The sequence below is a fragment of the Nocardioides aequoreus genome, from assembly GCF_000720335.1.
GTDB classification, from domain to species: Bacteria; Actinomycetota; Actinomycetes; order Propionibacteriales; family Nocardioidaceae; genus Marmoricola; species Marmoricola aequoreus.
On record NZ_JOJN01000004.1, the window covers coordinates 109,536 to 127,156 of the forward strand.

At 73.4% G+C, this 17,621-nt stretch carries 17 protein-coding genes and 1 pseudogene; 10 read left to right on the plus strand and 8 right to left on the minus strand.

Annotation, left to right across the window (positions count from 1 at the left end; all coding sequences use genetic code 11):
• Nucleotides 1-6: 6 nt before the first annotated feature.
• Entirely contained in the window at nt 7-1,131 is a 1,125-nt protein-coding gene (locus tag IG63_RS0109405) for a phosphotransferase (RefSeq protein WP_030484121.1), read from the minus strand.
• Between the two features lie 56 nt (nt 1,132-1,187).
• Here IG63_RS0109405 and IG63_RS20600 point away from each other — a divergent pair, with 56 nt between their 5' ends.
• Entirely contained in the window at nt 1,188-1,631 is a 444-nt protein-coding gene (locus IG63_RS20600; RefSeq protein WP_051706482.1) for a MarR family winged helix-turn-helix transcriptional regulator, read from the plus strand.
• On the opposite strand, the gene glgA is transcribed toward IG63_RS20600, so the two are convergent.
• The gene (glgA, locus tag IG63_RS0109415) at nt 1,613-2,800 is read right to left on the minus strand and encodes a glycogen synthase (RefSeq protein ID WP_030484123.1); all 1,188 of its coding nucleotides are present in this window, start codon (nt 2,798-2,800) and stop codon (nt 1,613-1,615) included. The two genes, IG63_RS20600 and glgA, sit on opposite strands and share 19 nt — an antisense overlap.
• Nucleotides 2,801-2,888: 88 nt before the next feature.
• On the opposite strand from glgA, the gene glgC reads away from it, so the two are divergent.
• Both glgC and pgm read left to right on the plus strand, forming a co-directional pair.
• Nucleotides 2,889-4,133 carry a glucose-1-phosphate adenylyltransferase gene (glgC, locus tag IG63_RS0109420; protein ID WP_030484124.1) on the plus strand — a complete coding sequence of 415 codons (1,245 nt, stop codon included), beginning with the start codon at nt 2,889-2,891 and terminating at the stop codon, nt 4,131-4,133.
• On the plus strand, nt 4,133-5,782 hold the full coding sequence (gene pgm, locus IG63_RS0109425) for a phosphoglucomutase (alpha-D-glucose-1,6-bisphosphate-dependent) (RefSeq protein ID WP_030484125.1): 1,650 nt from the start codon (nt 4,133-4,135) through the stop codon (nt 5,780-5,782). Before glgC ends, pgm begins: the two co-directional genes overlap by 1 nt.
• A gap of 67 nt (nt 5,783-5,849) precedes the next feature.
• On the opposite strand, the gene IG63_RS0109430 is transcribed toward pgm, so the two are convergent.
• Nucleotides 5,850-6,725, minus strand: a complete 876-nt coding sequence (locus tag IG63_RS0109430) for a DUF559 domain-containing protein (RefSeq protein WP_030484126.1) — start codon at nt 6,723-6,725, stop codon at nt 5,850-5,852.
• Nucleotides 6,726-6,959: 234 nt separating this feature from the next.
• Nucleotides 6,960-8,597: an acyl-CoA dehydrogenase family protein gene (locus IG63_RS0109435; protein WP_030484127.1), complete on the minus strand. Its 1,638-nt coding sequence runs from the start codon at nt 8,595-8,597 to the stop codon at nt 6,960-6,962.
• 18 nt (nt 8,598-8,615) lie between these two features.
• On the opposite strand from IG63_RS0109435, the gene IG63_RS0109440 reads away from it, so the two are divergent.
• The 7 genes from IG63_RS0109440 (at nt 8,616) to IG63_RS0109470 (ending at nt 14,222) form a co-directional block, all read left to right on the plus strand.
• Nucleotides 8,616-9,722, plus strand: a complete 1,107-nt coding sequence (locus tag IG63_RS0109440) for a YihY/virulence factor BrkB family protein (protein WP_245604376.1) — start codon at nt 8,616-8,618, stop codon at nt 9,720-9,722.
• Nucleotides 9,723-9,790: 68 nt separating this feature from the next.
• Nucleotides 9,791-10,060 (plus strand): hypothetical protein, encoded by a 270-nt coding sequence (locus tag IG63_RS0109445; RefSeq protein ID WP_030484129.1) that lies wholly within the window; start codon nt 9,791-9,793, stop codon nt 10,058-10,060.
• 37 nt (nt 10,061-10,097) lie between these two features.
• On the plus strand, nt 10,098-11,177 hold the full coding sequence (locus IG63_RS0109450; RefSeq protein ID WP_036194988.1) for a potassium channel family protein: 1,080 nt from the start codon (nt 10,098-10,100) through the stop codon (nt 11,175-11,177).
• Nucleotides 11,178-11,256: 79 nt separating this feature from the next.
• On the plus strand, nt 11,257-11,751 hold the full coding sequence (locus IG63_RS0109455; RefSeq protein ID WP_030484131.1) for a PGPGW domain-containing protein: 495 nt from the start codon (nt 11,257-11,259) through the stop codon (nt 11,749-11,751).
• Between the two features lie 7 nt (nt 11,752-11,758).
• Nucleotides 11,759-12,439 (plus strand): maleylpyruvate isomerase N-terminal domain-containing protein, encoded by a 681-nt coding sequence (locus IG63_RS0109460; protein WP_030484132.1) that lies wholly within the window; start codon nt 11,759-11,761, stop codon nt 12,437-12,439.
• A gap of 67 nt (nt 12,440-12,506) precedes the next feature.
• The gene (locus IG63_RS0109465; protein ID WP_084596970.1) at nt 12,507-13,826 is read left to right on the plus strand and encodes an AI-2E family transporter; all 1,320 of its coding nucleotides are present in this window, start codon (nt 12,507-12,509) and stop codon (nt 13,824-13,826) included.
• Between the two features lie 75 nt (nt 13,827-13,901).
• The gene (locus tag IG63_RS0109470) at nt 13,902-14,222 is read left to right on the plus strand and encodes a hypothetical protein (protein ID WP_030484134.1); all 321 of its coding nucleotides are present in this window, start codon (nt 13,902-13,904) and stop codon (nt 14,220-14,222) included.
• Between the two features lie 29 nt (nt 14,223-14,251).
• Here the strand turns inward: IG63_RS0109470 and IG63_RS0109475 are convergent, their stop codons facing one another.
• From IG63_RS0109475 to IG63_RS0109485, 4 genes and pseudogenes are all read right to left on the minus strand, one after another.
• Nucleotides 14,252-14,593 (minus strand): lipopolysaccharide assembly protein LapA domain-containing protein, encoded by a 342-nt coding sequence (locus IG63_RS0109475; protein ID WP_211249274.1) that lies wholly within the window; start codon nt 14,591-14,593, stop codon nt 14,252-14,254.
• Nucleotides 14,594-14,607: 14 nt separating this feature from the next.
• The gene (locus IG63_RS23540; protein ID WP_245604377.1) at nt 14,608-14,751 is read right to left on the minus strand and encodes a hypothetical protein; all 144 of its coding nucleotides are present in this window, start codon (nt 14,749-14,751) and stop codon (nt 14,608-14,610) included.
• A 72-nt stretch (nt 14,752-14,823) separates the two neighbouring features.
• Nucleotides 14,824-15,021 (minus strand): annotated as a pseudogene (locus tag IG63_RS23970) (DUF2510 domain-containing protein); the annotation flags it as partial.
• 412 nt (nt 15,022-15,433) lie between these two features.
• Complete coding sequence (locus tag IG63_RS0109485; RefSeq protein WP_084596905.1) at nt 15,434-17,620, minus strand: alpha/beta fold hydrolase; 2,187 nt, start codon at nt 17,618-17,620, stop codon at nt 15,434-15,436.
• Nucleotide 17,621 lies beyond the last annotated feature (1 nt).

Genomic DNA, 17,621 nt, shown 5'->3' on the forward strand with positions numbered 1-17,621 from the left:
GCACCGCTAGCCCGTCCGCTCCAGCAGCTCGAGGCCGTGCCGCGCGATCGCGGCACGGCCTCGTGCCACCTCCAGGAGCCGCTCGCTCGGCGGCTCGTGCAGGTGCTCGAGCGGTACGGCGGAGAGCGCGGCGTAGAGCACCAGCTTGAGCGCGTGCCCCCGGCGTACGACGTCGAGCGGGGTGCGGTCGCCCTCGGCGCGCAGGCCCTCGGCGTACGCCGACACCAGCGCGTCGTCGAGCCCCGGCAGGTCGTCGTACGGCGCCGCACCGGTCTGCACGTCGCCGACGAGGAGCTGGGCGAGGTCGAAGCCGACGGGCATGGGCCCGAAGAAGCCGTAATCGATCAGGCAGAGGCCCTCGACCCCCCGCACGCCGAGCAGGTTGTTGGGGCAGGTGTCGCCGTGGGAGGCCAGGAGCGGCAGGCCCGCCAGCTCCGCGGTCAACGCCTCGGCGCGGTAGGCGGCCGAGCGGAGGCCGTCGCGCAGCTCGGGACCGAAGGTCTGGGCCACCAGCGGGTGCTCCCAGGTCGCGTCGTCGCGCAGGGCCGGCAGCACCTGGGCTGCCAGCCGACCGTGCAGGTAGGTCCAGACGGTCACGTCGTGGCCGACGCCGTCGGCGACGGCCCGCACGCCGGGGGAGGCAGCGAAGCGCCCCACGGCGTACGCCGCCGCCGTGTAGCGGGCCCGGTCCCACGGGACGTCGACGACGTCGAGGGCCGGCAGCCAGACCGCGGCCGAGAGCTCGTCGAGGTCGAAGACGCCCACGGCCCGGGGCATCGTCAGGCCGGGCGGCAGTCGGTCGGCGAGGTCGGAGCGGTAGACCTCCGGCTCGCTGCGCCACGGCACGCCGCCGGCGGCGCGCTCGCGCACCTCGGGCGGGACGAAGGCGAAGAAGGGGTGACGCTCCCACGACTGCACGTGCTTGCAGAAGAGCGACCACGCCACGCCCTCGTCGGTGGAGCCGCGGACCCAGTGCCGGGACGCGGTGGTGATGGCGGGGGTGTCGTAGTCGACCTCCTCCACCCCCACGTCGACCAGCCGGTCGACCGGTCGGCTCAGCAGCCGGGCCACCATCCCGGTGAGCACGGACTCGTCGACGGCGGCGGGCCCGAGGGCGGTGAGGTCGACCATGGTGCTCTCGATCCGTAAAGCTGCTTGACCATCTGTCATGAAGGTAAAGTGGCTTTATGAGCTCGGTCAAGCCCTTTCGCGACGACGAGGTGCACACGCCGGTGCTCGTCGGCCTGCTCTTCCGGCGGCTGGGCATCGAGATCCACGACCGGGACCGCGGCGGTCTGCGGCAGTCGCACTTCCGCCTCCTGGCCGCGGTCCCGCCGGAGGGCGCGAGCGTCACGGACCTCGCGGAGCGGCTGCAGGTCACCAAGCAGGGCTGCGGGCAGCTGGTGACGCCGCTCGTGGAGTCGGGCCACCTGCGCATCGCCCCCGCGCCCCACGACGGCCGGGTGCGCCTGGTCCGGCGCACCGCCAAGGGAGGCCGGCTCTACGCCTCGGTCCGCCGGCGCATCGCGACGATCGAGGAGGCGTGGGCGGCAGAGGTGGGGGAGGAGCGCTACGCCACCTTCCGCGCCGTGCTCGAGGAGCTCGCCGCGGGTCAGAGCAGCGAGCGGTAGATCTTCAGGGTCCGCTCGGCGATGGCGGGCCAGCTGAAGTGCTCCTGCGCGCGCCGGCGCCCCGCCGCGCCGTACGCCGAGGCACGAGCCGGGTCGCTGACGGCGTCGACGAGGGCGGCGCCGAGGTCGGCGACGTAGCGCTCGGGGTCGACCGGCGTGCCGGTCCCGTCGTCGAGCTGCTCGATCGGCACCAGCCAGCCGGTCTCGTCGTCGACCACGACCTCCGGGATGCCGCCCGTGGCGGTGGCGACGACGGCCGTCTCGCAGGCCATCGCCTCGAGGTTGACGATGCCGAGCGGCTCGTAGACCGACGGGCAGGCGAAGACGGTGGCCGCGGTGAGCAGGGCCACCACGTCGGCGCGGGGGAGCATCTCGTCGATCCAGACGACCCCGTCGCGGGTGGCGGCGAGACCGTCGACGAGGCCGCGCACCTCGGCCATGATCCCCTCGGTGTCGGGCGCGCCGGCGCAAAGCACGAGCTGCACCTCGGGCGGCAGCTGGGCGGCGGCGCGCAGGAAGAGCGGCAGGCCCTTCTGGCGCGTGATCCGGCCGACGAAGATGACGCTCGGGCGGTCGGGGTCGACGCCGAGCTCGCGCACCCGGTCGGGGTCGGCCGCGGGCTGCCAGTCGTCGGTGTCGATGCCGTTGTGCACCACGTGCACCCGAGCCGGGTCGACCGCGGGGTAGCTGCGCAGCACGTCGTCCCGCATCGCCGCGCTCACCGCCACGATCGCGTCGGCTGCCTCGTACGCCGTGCGCTCGACCCAGCTCGACACGGCGTACCCGCCGCCGAGCTGCTCGGCCTTCCACGGACGCATCGGCTCCAGGCTGTGGGCAGAGACCACGTGCGGGACGCCGTGCAGCAGCTTGGCGAGGTGGCCGGCCATGTTGGCGTACCAGGTGTGGCTGTGCACCAGTGACGCCCCCTCGCAGCCGACGACCATCTCGAGGTCGACGCCGAGGGTGCGGACGGCGGCGTTGGCGCCGGCCAGCCCGGGCGGGTCGGCGTACGCCGTGGTGCCGGCCTCCTGGCGCGGGGCGCCGAAGCAGTGCACGCGCGCGTCGACGCCGTCGACGGCCCGCAGGGCCCGCACGAGCTCCGCGACGTGGACGCCGGCGCCGCCGTACACCTCCGGCGGGTACTCCCTGGACAGCACGTCGATCCGCATGCCCGCAACGTAGTCGCTCGGGCGACCACCCCGCGAGGAACGCTCGCGCGGTGACCCCCGTCACCCCTAGGGTCGTGCCATGAGCGTCATGCCCCAGCGGCTCGGCCGCCTCAAGGTGCTCGCGATCGTGCTCGCCGGAGGCGAGGGCAAGCGGCTGATGCCGCTCACGGCCGACCGCGCCAAGCCTGCCGTCCCCTTCGGCGGGATCTACCGCCTCGTCGACTTCGCGCTCTCCAACGTGGTCAACTCCGGCTTCCTGCAGGTCGTGGTGCTGACGCAGTACAAGTCGCACAGCCTCGACCGTCACATCACCACGACGTGGCGGATGTCGACGCTGCTGGGCAACTACGTGACGCCGGTGCCGGCGCAGCAACGCGTCGGCAAGCGGTGGTACCTGGGCAGCGCCGACGCCATCTACCAGTCGCTCAACCTGCTCAACGACGAGCGGCCCGACATCGTCGTGGTCGTCGGGGCCGACCACGTCTACCGGATGGACTTCAGCCAGATGGTGGCCGCGCACGTCGAGTCCGGTGCGGCCGCGACGGTCGCGGCGATCCGCCAGCCGCGCTCGATCGCCGATCAGTTCGGCGTGATCGACGTCGACCCGGCCGACAGCGGCCGCATCCGCGCCTTCCTGGAGAAGCCGACCGACCCGGTCGGGATGTCCGACAGTCCCGAGGAGGTGCTGGCCTCGATGGGCAACTACGTCTTCGACGCCGACGCGCTCCGCGAGGCCGTCACGCGTGACGCCGACGCCGACACCAAGCACGACATGGGCGGCGACATCGTCCCCGCCTTCGTGGAGCGGGGCGAGGCCGGCGTCTACGACTACAAGGACAACGAGGTGCCCGGGTCCAACGACCGCGACCGCGGCTACTGGCGCGACGTCGGCACGATGGGCTCCTACTACGCCGCCCACATGGACCTCGTCGCCCACCTGCCCGTCTTCAACCTCTACAACCAGCAGTGGCCGATCTACACGACGTACGGCCCGCAGCCCCCCGCCAAGCTCGTCGAGGGCGAGGGCATGGCCCCCGTCAGCACCTACAACTCGATCCTCTCCCCGGGCGTCGTCGTCACCGGTGGCTCGGTGCGCGAGTCGGTGCTCTCGCCGTCGGTGCGCGTCGGCTCGGGTGCCCGGGTCGAGGGCTCGGTGCTGCTCAACGGCGTCCGCGTGGGGGAGGGGGCGGTGGTCAAGAACGCCATCCTCGACAAGAACGTCGTCGTCCCGCCCGGGGCCCAGGTGGGGGTCGACCAGGAGGCCGACCTCGCCCGCGGCTTCGTGGTGCAGGACGGCCTCACCGTGCTGGCCAAGGACCAGGAGGTCGGCTGATGGCCGAGCCCGCCACCCGTGCCGGCACCCCGGCGCGACCGGAGGACCTCGTCGACGTGCCGCGGCTCGTCACGGCGTACTACGCCGGCGACCCCGACCCCGACGACCCCGAGCAGCAGGTCGTCTTCGGCACCAGCGGCCACCGCGGGTCGTCGCTGCGCACGTCCTTCAACGACGTGCACATCGCGGCCACGACGCAGGCGATCGTCGAGTACCGCCGGGAGCAGGGGTACGACGGCCCGCTCTTCCTCGGCGCCGACACCCACGCGCTGAGCACGCCGGCGTGGACCACCGCCATCGAGGTCCTGGTCGCCAACGACGTGACCGTCATGGTCGACGACCGCGACGGCTACACGCCCACGCCCGCGGTCTCGCACGCCATCATCACCGCCAACGGCGGTCGCACCTCCGGCGCTGGCCTGGCCGACGGCATCGTGGTCACGCCGTCGCACAACCCGCCGGCCGACGGCGGCTTCAAGTACAACCCGCCCCACGGCGGCCCCGCGGACTCCGACGCCACGAAGGTGATCGCCGCCCGCGCCAACGAGCTGGTCCGCGAGGGCCTGCGCGGCGTGCGGCGCACGCCGTACGCCCGGGCCAGGGGCTCGGTGCAGCGCTACGACTTCCTCGGCTGCTACGTCGACGACCTGCCGTCGGTGGTCGACCTCGAGGCGGTGCGGGAGGCCGGCGTACGGATCGGCGCCGACCCGCTGGGCGGCGCGTCGGTCCACTACTGGGGCGAGATCGCCGAGCGGCACGGCCTGGCGCTCGAGGTGGTCAACCCGCTGGTCGACCCGACGTGGCGCTTCATGACGCTCGACTGGGACGAGAAGATCCGGATGGACTGCTCGTCGCCCTCGGCCATGGCCTCGCTGATCGGGCGCAAGGACGACTACGACATCGCCACGGGCAACGACGCCGACGCCGACCGGCACGGCATCGTCACCCCCGACGCCGGCTTGATGAACCCCAACCACTTCCTGGCCGTGGCTATCGGCTACCTCTTCGGCGGCGGTCGGCCCGACTGGCCCTCCGGGGCGAGGGTCGGCAAGACGCTGGTGAGCTCCTCGATGATCGACCGGGTCGCGACGGCCGTGGGGGCGCCCCTGGTGGAGGTGCCGGTCGGCTTCAAGTGGTTCGTGCCCGGCCTGATCGACGGCTCCTTCGGCTTCGGCGGCGAGGAGTCGGCCGGTGCGTCGTTCCTGCGGCGCGACGGGTCGACGTGGACCACCGACAAGGACGGCATCCTGCTGTGCCTGCTCGCCTCCGAGATCCTGGCCACCACCGGCCGCTCGCCGAGCGAGCACTACGCCGACCTCGTCGCCGAGCACGGCGCCCCGGCGTACGCCCGGGTCGACGCGCCCGCCGACCGGGCCCAGAAGGCCAAGCTCGCCGCTCTCTCGCCCGACGACGTCGCCGCCTCCTCGCTGGCGGGGGAGCCGATCACCGCCAAGCTCACCGAGGCCCCGGGCAACGGCGCGGCCATCGGCGGGCTGAAGGTGACCACCGAGTCAGCCTGGTTCGCCGCCCGCCCCAGCGGCACCGAGGACGTCTACAAGATCTACGCCGAGTCCTTCCGCGGCCCCGACCACCTCGCCGAGGTCCAGGCCGAGGCCCGCGACGTCGTCTCCGCCGCCCTGGCCGACTGACCTGTGCGGTGCCGTGGCTCGCAGACGCGCGGGCACAAGTCCTGAAACGTGCCCGGCTGCTGGCGGTTCATCCCGTTCTCCGCGGCACTCGTGCCCGCGCGTCTGCGACCCGTTGAAGCACGTCGCGCACGTAGTCGCGGTCGAACATCACGTCCTCCCAGGCGAAGCGCAGCACCAGCCACCCGTCGACGACGAGGAGGTTGTAGCGCCGGGCGTCGCGCCGCAGCGCGGCCCGGTCGCCGTGCCAGCCGAAGGAGTCGGCCTCGAGGATGACCCTGCGGCGTACGTCGACGAGATCGGGACGCACGGTCTGTCGTGGACCGCGCACCTCCACCTGGGGCCGTACGTCGAGCCCGCGGACCTCGAGGGCGATCGAGCGCAGGCACGACTCGAAGGGGTTGGCCGCGCGACCGTCCGCGTGCTCGGCGGCCCGGAGCACCGCTGGTCGACCGGGGCCACGTACGGCCGCGGCGACGTCGTCGAGCACGGCCTTCGGTACGCCGTCGCGCAAGGCCGAGTCGGCGATGGCCAGGGCCTCATCGGGCGGGAGCGTGCGCAGGCAGTCGAGCAGCGTCCGTGACACCGAGGTGCAGATGCCACTCACCACCTCACTGGGCTCCAGGTCGGTGAAGTGAGGCGCGAGGTGCGGTGAGGCAGCGACCCGTCGTCGCCGGGGCACGGTGACGTGGGTGATCGAGCCCGGGGCCTTCACCGCCCAGCCGTGCCACATCGCTGCGCTCTGGTGGCTGAGGACTCCCCGGACGCCGTGCGCCACGACCACGTCGCGGCCCAGTGTGGGGAGCCCGTAGCGACCGTGGGAGATCCAGTGCAGCTCGCCGCGGCGTACGGCGCCGTCGAACTCCGCCCGGCCGGTGACTGCGACGACCTGTGCGCGGGTGGCGAAGCCGCCCTGCTGCCACACGAGCCTGACTGCCGGGGTCATCGCGGCACTGTGGTCCATCCGGCGCCTGGCTGCCTCCGGAATCCACAGGCCCACAGGCCCGCCTGTCGAGATCAGATCGCGATGGATCGCATACGCGCGGACACAAGTCATGGACGGCGCCCGATCTGTCATGACAAGTCAGGGCAGGCGGCGAACTTGTGCCCGCGCGTATGCGAGCCCTGCGCAGCCGACCGCTCGACAGGCAGGGGTCTCGACAGGCTCGACCGGCGGGGGTCAGGGGAGGGTGGGGGTGGCGCGGGTGAGGAGGAGGGGGAGGTCGGTGCCGGGGGGCAGGGTGCCGAGGGTGCCGTTGTAGTCGCCGCCGAGGCGGGTGGCGCAGAAGGCGTCGGCGACGGCGGCGGGGGCGAAGCGGACGAGCAGCGAGCCCTGCAGCACCGCCGCCATCTGGCCGGCGAGGCGACGGGCCGACTGCTCCAGCGTGGCGGTGTCGGCGAGCATCCCCAGGACGCCCTCGATGGCGCGGTCGAGGCGCGGGTCCTCGCCGCGGGCCTGGCCGACCTCGGTGAGCCAGGCCTCGAGCACCTCCGGCTCGCGGGTGAGCGCCCGGATCACGTCGAGGGCGTTGACGTTGCCGGAGCCCTCCCAGATCGAGTTCAGCGGCGACTCGCGGAAGAGCAGCGGCAGGCCGGAGTCCTCGACGTAGCCGTTGCCGCCCACGCACTCCAGCGCCTCGGCGACCATCATCGGCGTCCGCTTGCAGACCCAGAACTTCGCGAGCGGCAGCGCGATGCGGCGCAGCGCCGCCTCGTGGGGGTCCGTACGCCGGTCGACCGCGGCCGCCAGCCGCAGCGCCAGGGTCGTCGCGGCCTCCGACTCCACGGCGAGGTCGGCGACCACGTTGCGCATCAGCGGCTTGTCGGCGAGGACGCCGCCGAAGGCCGCGCGGTGGGCCACGTGCCAGGCCGCCTCGTCGAGCGCCCGCCGCATCAGGGAGGCCGAGCCCAGCACGCAGTCGAGCCGCGTCGCCGCGACCATCTCGATGATCGTGCGCACACCGCGCCCCTCGTCGCCGAGCCGCTGCGCCCAGGTGCCGCGGAGCTCCAGCTCGGAGGAGGCGTTGGAGCGGTTGCCCAGCTTGTCCTTGAGGCGTACGACGTCGAGCCGGTTGCGCTCGCCCGACGGCAGCACCCGGGGCACCAGGAAGCAGGTGAGCCCGTCGGGCGCCTGGGCCAGCACCAGGAAGACGTCGTTCATCGGCGCGGAGGTGAACCACTTGTGCCCGTGCAGCTCGTAGTCGCCGTCGACCGCCGTCGGCGTCGCCACGGTCTGGTTGGCGCGGACGTCGGAGCCACCCTGCTTCTCGGTCATGCCCATGCCCGCCAGGACCCCGGACTTCTCCGCCGCGGGCCGCAGCTCCGGGTCGTACGCCGTCGCGGCGAGGCGCGGCACCCACTCCTTGGCCAGCGCGTCGTCGGCGCGCAGGGCGGGCACCGCGGCGTACGTCATCGAGACGGGGCAGCCGTGGCCGGGCTCGGTGTGCGACCAGGCCATGAAGCCGGCCGCCCGCCGCAGGTGCGGGTACGCCGCCTCGCTCTCCCACGGCGCGGCCTGGAGGCCGAAGCCGACGGCCCGCTCCATCAGCCAGTGCCAGGAGGGGTGGAAGGCGACCTCGTCGACCCGGTTGCCGTAGCGGTCGTAGGTGACCAGCTCGGGGTGGTGCCGGTTGGCGAGCCTGCCGTGCTCGCGCGCCTCGGCGGAGCCGGCCAGGCGGCCGAGCCCGGCGAGCGAGTCGACCACCTCCTGCGAGCTGTGGCGCAGCAGGCCCTCGACCATCGCCGCGTCGCCCCCGACCACGTCGTGACCGACGAGGGGCGGCGCCTGGTTCGGGGCTACACGGGTCGCGTCGCTCATGGGCCTAACGTAGTGGCCATGGGCGGGGAGAGGGCGGTGGAGAGCAGCCCGCGCCGTCAGGTGCGGGGTCTCTCCTGGGCGACGGTCCGCGCCTCCCTCTGGCGGCTGGTCGTCAACACGATCCAGACCTGCATGCACAACCGCGTCACGGGGCTGGCCGCGGAGGCCGCCTTCTTCGCGGTGCTCTCGCTGCCGCCGCTGATCTTCGCGCTGGCGGGGTCGATCGGCTACGTCTTCGCCCAGTTCAGCGAGACCCAGATCGACGAGGTCCGCGAGACCGTGATCAACCTGGCCAGCCAGGCGCTCACCGCGCCCGCGGTCGACAGCATCATCCGGCCGACCCTCGACGAGGTGCTGGCCGGCGGTCGCTACGACGTGATCTCGATCGGCTTCGTGCTCGCCCTGTGGTCGGGGTCGCGCGCGCTCAACGTCTTCGTCGACACCATCACGATCATGTACGGCCTGGGCGGTCAGCGGGGGATCGTGCCGACCAGGGCGCTGTCCTTCCTGCTGTACGTCGTGGGCATGGTCACCGGGGTGGTCGCGATCCCGCTCATCGTGGCGGGCCCGACGCTGATCTCGCGCTGGCTCCCGCGGGAGCTGGCGGCGCTGGACGCGCTCTACTGGCCGATCGTGCTGGTGCTCGGCACCTGCTTCCTGGCGCTGCTCTACCACGTGTCGGTCCCGGTCCGGACCCGCTGGCGCTACAACCTGCCCGGTGCGGTCTTCACGATGCTGTGCTGGGTCTTCGGCTCGGCGCTGCTGCGCTTGGTGCTCGTCGAGACCGCCGCGCAGTCGACCTCGATCTACGGTCCGCTGGCGGCCCCGATCGCGGTGCTGCTCTGGCTCTACCTGCTCTCCATCACCGTGCTCATCGGTGCCGCGCTCAACGCCGCGATCGACCAGGTCTGGCCGCAGGTGGAGCTGACCACCGCCCGGCAGGAGCGGGAGCGACGGCTCTCGCTCAGTGCCACGCTCGGCACCGTGCTGCCGTGGCGCACCGACACCCGGCAGCCCGCGGTGGACGCCGCCGCGGCGGAGGCGGCCGAGGAGCCGGCCACGCTCACGCCCGACCCCGCCGTCAACCCCGCGCCCGGGCGCACGGCACCGGCGCGCGAGGGCTGATATCCACCTGCACCGGGTGTGGGCCCGGCGTACGCTCGCGCCATGACCACCCCGGGTACGGCGCTGCGGTGACGGCCGCGGCCAGGGCACGCCACGGCGCCGGCTGCGTGCTGGGTGCCGGTGACGGGCTCGTCGAGGTGCTGACCGACCGGGGCCGCCTGAGCGCGACCCTCGGCGGCGCCGCGCTGGCACGGCTCGCGGCCGACCCCGCCTCCGCGCCGCAGCCCGGCGACTGGGTCGACCTGTGCTGGTGGCCCGACGGCCCCGTCACCGTCGACCGCGTACGCCGCCGCGAGACGCCGCGGCTGGCGCGCGTGCTGCCTCTCCGGCGGGCCTGACCGGGCTGCGTCGCGCGCTCGTGCGATGCTTCGGCACGTGGCCGACCAGCCCCGCGCCTTCGGGTTGCTCCGACTCCCTGCGACCACGCGTTCACCGTGGTGGGAGCTGGGCAGGCGGCTGCTGCTGGCGATCGGCATCCTCGCCGTCACCGTGCTGATCGTCTGGGTCGACCGCGACGGCTACGTCGACAACAGCGACCCCGACAACGAGGTCACGCTGCTCGACGCGATCTACTACACCACCGTCACGCTCAGCACGACCGGCTACGGCGACATCGCGCCGTACACGCCGACCGCCAGGCTGGTCAACGCCTTCGTCATCACCCCGCTGCGCATCGGCTTCCTCGTGCTGCTGATCGGCACCACCCTGGAGGTGCTCGCGACCCAGGGCCGGGAGATGTTCCGCGCCGCCCGTTGGAGGAAGAACATGCAGGAGCACGTCGTCGTGATCGGCTACGGCACCAAGGGCCGCAGCGCCGTCGACACCCTGGTCAACAACGGCACGCCGCGCGAGTCGATCACCATCGTCGACCAGAGCGGCACGGGCCAGGAGGAGGCGCACGCCGACGGGCTCGCCGTGGTCACCGGCGACGCGACCCGCCGCGAGGTCCTGCGACGCGCCCGGGTCGACCTGGCCAGGCAGGTGATCATCACGGCCAACCGCGACGACACCACGGTGCTGGCCACGCTGACGGTGCGCCAGCTCAACCCCGACGCCTACATCGTCGCCGCGGTCCGGGAGCAGGACAACGTGCCGCTGGTGCGGCAGAGCGGCGCCGACTCGGTGATCACCTCCTCCGAGGCGGTCGGCCGGCTGCTGGGCCTGGCGTCGTACTCGCCCAACCTGGGGGCGGTGATGGAGGACCTGCTGACCTACGGCGAGGGCCTCGAGGTCGCCCAGCGCGACCTGATGGTCAACGAGGTCGGCAAGGCGCCGCAGTCGCTGCCGGACCAGGTGATCGCGGTGGTGCGCGACGAGAAGGTCTACCGCTACTTCGATCCCACGATCTCGCTGCTGGCCCGGGGTGACCAGCTCATCGTGGTGCGACCCTCGCGCGAGCTGCCCTGGGCCCCGCGTCCCGGCACCCACAACGAGCCGCTCGCGGACGATGAGTGAGCGCCGTTCACCTCCTCTTCCCGCGCGGTTGGGCCGGATCGGACGCGCGGTTGTCGGGGTGGCCTCGTATGGTGTTCCTGTGAAGGCGGCCAAGCAGATCGGGCTGAAGGTACTGGGCTGGGTGCTGCTCGTCGTGGGCATCGCCGCCATCCCGCTGCCGGGGCCCGGGGCGATGATCATCCTGGCCTCGATGTTCGTGCTCGCCACGCAGTACGAGTGGGCCGACCGGCGTCTCGACCGGGTCAAGCTGTGGGCCCTGGAGGGCGCGGCCGACAGCGTCAAGACCTGGCCCCGCATCTTCGTCTCGTTGCTCGGCGTGGTCTGGCTCGTGGGCTTCGGCACCTACTGGGGCACGCAGCCGCCCTCGCCCGGCTGGTGGCCGCTCCCGGAGTCGCTGTGGCTCCCCGGGGGCTGGTGGACCGCCGGCACGCTGATCGCCTCCGGCTTTGTGGCGCTCGGGCTGCTGGTCTACAGCTTCGTGAAGCTGCGCGGCAAGGACTTCTCGCAGCACAAGCGCCGGCTCAAGCAGCGCGAGCAGCAGGTCGCGCGCGAGAGCGAGCGCGCCGACTCGTGAGCGCGGCGTGACCGCGGGCGAGGGCGACCCCGTCCACGAGTGGGCTCGCGCCCGAGCCCGGGTCTCCGTGCTGGTGCGCGAGGCCGACGCGACGGCGCTCGCGCGACGCGTGCCGGCCTGCCCCGGCTGGACCGTGCTCGACCTGCTGCGCCACATGGTGGGCCTGGGCGCCGACGTACTCGCCGGCAACGAGCCCGACGACCACGACGCGAGCTGGACGCAGGCGCAGGTCGACCAGCGCCGCGACCACGACGCCGACGCGCTGCTCGCCGAGTGGGACCTGCTGGCGCCCGACCTGGAGCGCTGGATGCAGGCCCACGGCTCCAGGCCGCTCAACGACGTCGTGATCCACGAGCAGGACCTGCGGGGTGCGCTCGGCGTGCCCGGTGCTCGCGAGAGCGCCGGCTTCGCGCTGGTGCGCGACCGCATGGCGGGCCGCCTCGCCACGGCGGTCGCGGAGCTCCCGCCGGTCGCCCTGGTGGCGCCGGACTGGTCGTGGTGCTCCGACGGGTCGGTCGCGCAGGCGCCCACCCTGCTCCGGGCGCCGGGCTACGACCTGGGCCGCGCGCTCACCTCGCGCCGCACCCGGGAGCAGCTCGTCTCCTACGTCGAGCGCGGCGACGTCGCGGCCTACCTGCCCGCCTTCGCCGGCCTGGGCGACCTCCCCGAGCGGCCACTCCCCGAGTGAGCCTGTCGCCCGACCCGGTGGAGCGGCCAGGTCGTGCGCGGGGGCTGTGGGGTGACAGGCTGTGACCATGGCCAACGACCCCACCCGCGCGGTGCCCGACCCCGCCGCACCCGGACCGGTGGTCGTCCCACCGGCCAGCCGGGCCCACACCATCGGCGAGGGCATCTCCTGGCTCTCGCGCTGGAGCCTGCGCTGGGTCTGCATCGCGCTCGGCGTGCTGCTGCTCGGCTACGTCGTGAAGTACACCTGGTTCGCGCTCTTCCCGGTGCTCCTGGCCATCCTCTTCGCGACCGTGCTGGCCCCGATCAGCCGGCTGCTGCGCGAGCGCGTCGGACTGCCAAGCGGGGCGGCGTCCGGGCTGACGCTCGTCGGGGCCATCCTCGTCGTGGTGGGTGCGGGCTTCGCGATCACGCCGCAGATCGCCGGTCAGTCTGGCGAGATCGCCCGTGACGTCAACCAGGGCCTGCAGCAGCTGCAGGAGTGGGTGCAGACGACCGACTTCATCACCGCCGACCAGATCGACAGCGCCCTGCAGGGGCTGCAGGACTACGTGACCGGCTCGGCCTCCCAGATCGCGGGCGGCGTGATCGTGGGCGTCACCGCCGTCACCAACGCGCTGGTCACCCTCGTCCTGAGCCTCATCCTGACCTTCCTGCTGCTCAAGGACGGTCGCAAGTTCCTGCCGCTGGTGGGAAGGGTGGCCGGCCCGCGCGCCGGTGACCACCTCATCGAGGTCGGCTCCCGGGCGTGGCGCACGCTCGGCGGCTTCATCCGCACCCAGGCGCTGGTCAGCTTCATCGACGCGGTCTTCATCGGCATCGGGCTGCTCGTGGTGGGGGTGCCGCTGGCCATCCCGCTCGCCGTGCTGACCTTCTTCGCCGGCTTCGTCCCGATCGTCGGTGCCTTCGTGGCCGGCGGCCTCGCCGTGCTGGTCGCGCTGGTCGCCAACGGGCTCACCGGAGCGCTGATCATCCTCGGCGTCGTCATCGCGGTGCAGCAGCTGGAGGGCAACGTGCTCTCGCCGTGGCTGCAGTCGAAGTCGATGTCGCTGCACCCGGCGGTCGTGCTGCTCGGTGTCACGCTCGGCTCCACCCAGTTCGGCATCACCGGCGCCTTCCTTGCGGTGCCGGTGCTGGCCGTGGCCGCCGTCGTGCTGCGCTACCTCGACGAGGTGGTCGAGACCCGGACGACACCCGGGGCGTCGCCGGCGTACGTCGACGGGGTGGCCGACGACGAGGTCCGCGCCCACGCCCACTCCCGGGGTGCCTCCAGGGCCCACCGCGCTGACGCGGAGCCCACCCACGACGCCCCGGTCGACGGTCCCGCCGACACCGAGCCGCCGGACGAGGCACGACGCGACGCGCCCGAGGACGGTCCGCGATCCTGACCAGGGGCATGAGCGGGGCCCACTAGGGGCACGAAGGGGGAGCACCCCACGATCGGAGCTCCCGTGTCTGTCCAGATGGACGACGAGCTGTTCGACGAGTCTCCAGGCATCGTCTGCGTCGTGCTCACGCACGCCATCGAGGACGCAGGGTGGCGGCTGATGCACGTCTCCGAGCGCGGCGACCGCTTGGTGTGGGAGGTGCGCGAGCACGGCCACCGCGCCGAGGTGCTCGAGGCCGTGATCCGTCCGGAGGGCGCCGGGGCTCGCGTGAGCGTGCGCACGCTGCGTGGCCCGGAGCGGGTCCAGCCGGTCGTCGTCGACGACCTGCGTCCGTCAGCGCCCGTGATCGACCTGCACCAGCGGATGCAGCCGCCCTTCGGGCCCGACCTGACCTGAGGGTCCGGTGGGCCCTCGAGCGGGCCCGGTCAGGCCCGCTTGCGCTCGCGCTTCACACGACGGCGCAGCTGCAGGATGCGCAGCGCCCCTGCGGCCGCCACGAGGAGCGCGCCGCCCGCGGCAGCGATCAGCAGCGTCGCGGAGACGGGCGCCGTGCCGGTCCACCCGAGGAAGCGGACCTCGGCGGTCTGGGTGTTCTGCAGGATGAAGACGGCCAGCAGGATCACCACGACGACCAGGGCCAGGACCGCGACCCAGATGCCGCTGGTGCGCGACCCGCGCAGGGGGTCGCCCGCCGTCCGCTTGGCGCCGGAGGGGGGTGCCTGCTCCTGCGGGGAGTCGGCGGGGGGCGGGGTCTGCTCGTTGCTCACGGGGGGATCCTCCCTCACGCGGGCTGCGGCTCGGGCTGTGGCTCGGGACTGGGCTCGGTACCGGGCTCCGTGTCAGGTGTGTTGCCGGGGTCCTCGCCCGGCCGGATGATCGGCTCGTAGGCGGGGTCCTGGACGGGCTCGGCAGGTGTGGTGGTCATGCCGCTGGCAGTACCCACTCGGCTCGGGGCAGCATCCTCGCCGCGGTCGCCGGGCAGCGCCGCGACGGGGGGAATGACCGCCGTCCAGCGCTCGCCGTCCCAGTGACGGTGCACCCTGACGTCGTGTGGATCCCGGTACCAACCCGGCTCTCTCTGGTCCACCACGCGCCTCCCCGCCCGCGACACCGCGGGCCCCCGCGAGCAGGGTGCCCAGCGGCGGGCGTGCCCGCAATGCGTTCGAGCCGATTGCCGTGGGCGGATCTCCGTCATCGAGGAAGATCTGCCGCCGACGACCCCCGGCGGGCGTCACAGGGGGATGTGCCCGTCGAGGGCCGTCGTGTGGCCGGCGAGGTTTGCAGCCACACCTCTCACGTGCCCCGGTCGGGCCTCGCCACACCCGGCACCGAGACTGGGCTCGCCGGCCGCGTCTCGGAATGCGGCCACGGTCACGTCTCGCGCGGCTCGACGCCCGACCCGGGGGTGACCTGGCCCGGTGACCGTGTCGGGCGTCGGCTTCGGGGTATGGGCAGAGGCATGCCCGGTACGAGCGAGATCACCGCCCTGTGTTCGGAGTGTGGCTGCGAGGTCGTGGTCGACCACCTGGCCGCGGGGTCCGGTCCGGTGTTGCCGTGCGAGTGCGGCGCCGGCGGACCCGGGGCACCCTGAGGTCGCGGCGCGGCCCTCAGAGCAGGTCGACCAGCATCGCAGCGGCCCGTGCGGCGCCGTCGGTCGCGACGCGTCCCACGGCGCTGACGTCGCGGCCGAGCTCGGTGGCGATGGCGGCGGCGAGGACGTCGGGGTCCCGGGCGCGCTCGTAGTCGAGGCAGGTGCCCGCGCCGTAGCGGTCGAGCCGGTGGCGCACGTGGAAGCTCTGCTCGAAGTGGTGCTGCAGCGGCACGTAGACGAAGGGTCTACGGAGGGCCGTGAGCTCCATGCAGGTGGTGAGCCCTCCCTGCACCACGGCCACGTCGCAGGCGGCGAGGCGGCGGGTGAGGTCGGGCACGTAGCCGTGCACGCGGGCGCCGACGGTCTCCGGCAGCGACGCCGGGTCGATGCGAGGTCCTGCGACCACCTCGAAGCGCAGGCCCGGCACCAGCCGCCGGGCCTGCGGCACGGCGTCCAGCACGCGTCGGAGCAGCGGGGTGCCCACCCCGGACCCACCGACGCTGACCACGCACACGACCTCGTCGTCGCGGTAGCCCAAGGCCTGTCGCAGCTCCCCGGGGTCGCCCAACTCGGCGGGGTCGAAGCCGGTGACGTAGCCGGCGAAGTCGAACTCCCGCTCGGTCCACTCCCGGATGCCGGGGAGGCCGGGACCGAAGGCGTCGGGCACGACGTCGTCCGGATCGCCGTCGAAGACGGAGCGGTCGCGCAGCCGCGGGTAGCGCGCCCGGTGCTCGAGCATCTCGGCATTGAGGTCGGCGGTCAGCAGGGCCTCCGCCTCACCGCCGTCGGGCATCGGCAGCCACCCGACGAAGTCGGTGAGCCAGGCGTACGCCGACCGCTTGAGCTCGGGGTTCTCGTGCAGGAAGTGGTCGACCTCCCAGGCCTCGTCGCCGACGACGAGGTCGAACTGCTCGCGCTCGAGCAGCTCGTCGAGGACCATGAAGTTGCTGACCAGGATCTCGTCCATGCGGCGGATCGCCCGAAAGGCGTGCAGGTCGTGCTCGCCGCACTCGGCCTCGACGTGGCGGCTCTCCCCGGCCAGGTGGGCCGAGGCGGGATGCACCTGCTCGCCGTGGTGCTCGAGGACGCGCGTGACGGGGTCCTGCGCCAGCCAGCTCACCTGCACGTCGGGCCGCAGCGCCCGGAGCGCGGTGGCCACGGCGAGGTCACGACGGGCGTGGCCGAGCCCGATGGGCGAGGAGAGGTACAGCACGCGGCGAGGTCGGCCGGCGGCCCTGGTGCGACGCCGGGCCGGAGGCGCGGCCCGGGCGACGACCGGCGCGCAGCGCTCCAGGAAGCGGCGGATCTCGTGGTTGACCCACACCGGCTCGCGCCCGGGGAGCCCGTGCCCGCTGCCCTCGGCGAGCGTCAGCTCACCCCCCGTCAGCTCGGCCAGGCGGCGGCCCACCTGCGGGCTGCGGACCTGGTCGTCACTGCCGTGCAGCACCAGGACGGGGCAGGTCACCTCGGCGCAGAGCGGCTCGAGGGCGACGCACACCGCGCCGTCGTGGCCGAGCCGGCCGGCGGTGGAGTCGACGAGCGTCTCGGGACCGACGTCGCGGCCCCAGGCCACGGCGTCCTCGACCTGCTTGGTCGAGTGAGGCTCGGTGTACATCTGGGAGAAGAAGTAGTGCAGGAAGTCCTCGTAGCCGCCCTCCAGCCAGTAGTGCCGGTTGTACTTCGCCCAGCCGTCGGCGTGCGGGTGCCGCTCGTCCCACGCGTACTGCTCCCGGCTCGGCGAGCTCACCGAGGCCAGTCCGCAGGACGGGGCGATGGCGACGAGGCCGGCGACGCGGTCGGGGTGACGGGCCGCGACGTGCACCGCCCAGGTGGCGCCGCAGGAGAGCCCGACGAGGACGGCACGGTCGACCCCCGCTGCGTCCATCACCGCGAGGGCGTCGGCGGCGTACTCCCCGTCGGTGTACGCCGCCGCGCCCCGCGGACGGTCGGACTCCCCGCTTCCCCGCCCGTCGAAGGTGACGACCCGCGCGTGGCGGGCGAGGTAGGGCACCTGCGCCTTCCACACCCGCGACGGGACGACCGACCAGGTGGGCATGAGCAGCACGGTCGGTCCCGACCCGCCCTCGCCGTACGACGCCCAGGCCAGGCGGACGCCGTCGCGCACGGCGGTATCCGTGCGGGTCGGGAGCACGGCGCGGCTCGCGTCGCCGTCGGCGTCGCCGTACCTGGTCGTCGCGGTCATG

Excerpts from the sequence above, each read along its gene's own strand:
- IG63_RS0109405 (WP_030484121.1), bottom strand. The coding sequence starts at position 1,131 with ATGGTCGACCTCACCGCCCTCGGGCCCGCCGCCGTCGACGAGTCCGTG.
- IG63_RS20600 (WP_051706482.1), top strand. The coding sequence starts at position 1,188 with ATGAGCTCGGTCAAGCCCTTTCGCGACGACGAGGTGCACACGCCGGTG.
- glgA (WP_030484123.1), bottom strand. The coding sequence starts at position 2,800 with ATGCGGATCGACGTGCTGTCCAGGGAGTACCCGCCGGAGGTGTACGGC.
- glgC (WP_030484124.1), top strand. The coding sequence starts at position 2,889 with ATGCCCCAGCGGCTCGGCCGCCTCAAGGTGCTCGCGATCGTGCTCGCC.
- pgm (WP_030484125.1), top strand. The coding sequence starts at position 4,133 with ATGGCCGAGCCCGCCACCCGTGCCGGCACCCCGGCGCGACCGGAGGAC.
- IG63_RS0109430 (WP_030484126.1), bottom strand. The coding sequence starts at position 6,725 with ATGACCCCGGCAGTCAGGCTCGTGTGGCAGCAGGGCGGCTTCGCCACC.
- IG63_RS0109435 (WP_030484127.1), bottom strand. The coding sequence starts at position 8,597 with ATGAGCGACGCGACCCGTGTAGCCCCGAACCAGGCGCCGCCCCTCGTC.
- IG63_RS0109440 (WP_245604376.1), top strand. The coding sequence starts at position 8,616 with ATGGGCGGGGAGAGGGCGGTGGAGAGCAGCCCGCGCCGTCAGGTGCGG.
- IG63_RS0109465 (WP_084596970.1), top strand. The coding sequence starts at position 12,507 with ATGGCCAACGACCCCACCCGCGCGGTGCCCGACCCCGCCGCACCCGGA.
- IG63_RS0109470 (WP_030484134.1), top strand. The coding sequence starts at position 13,902 with ATGGACGACGAGCTGTTCGACGAGTCTCCAGGCATCGTCTGCGTCGTG.
- IG63_RS23540 (WP_245604377.1), bottom strand. The coding sequence starts at position 14,751 with ATGACCACCACACCTGCCGAGCCCGTCCAGGACCCCGCCTACGAGCCG.
- IG63_RS0109485 (WP_084596905.1), bottom strand. The coding sequence starts at position 17,620 with ATGACCGCGACGACCAGGTACGGCGACGCCGACGGCGACGCGAGCCGC.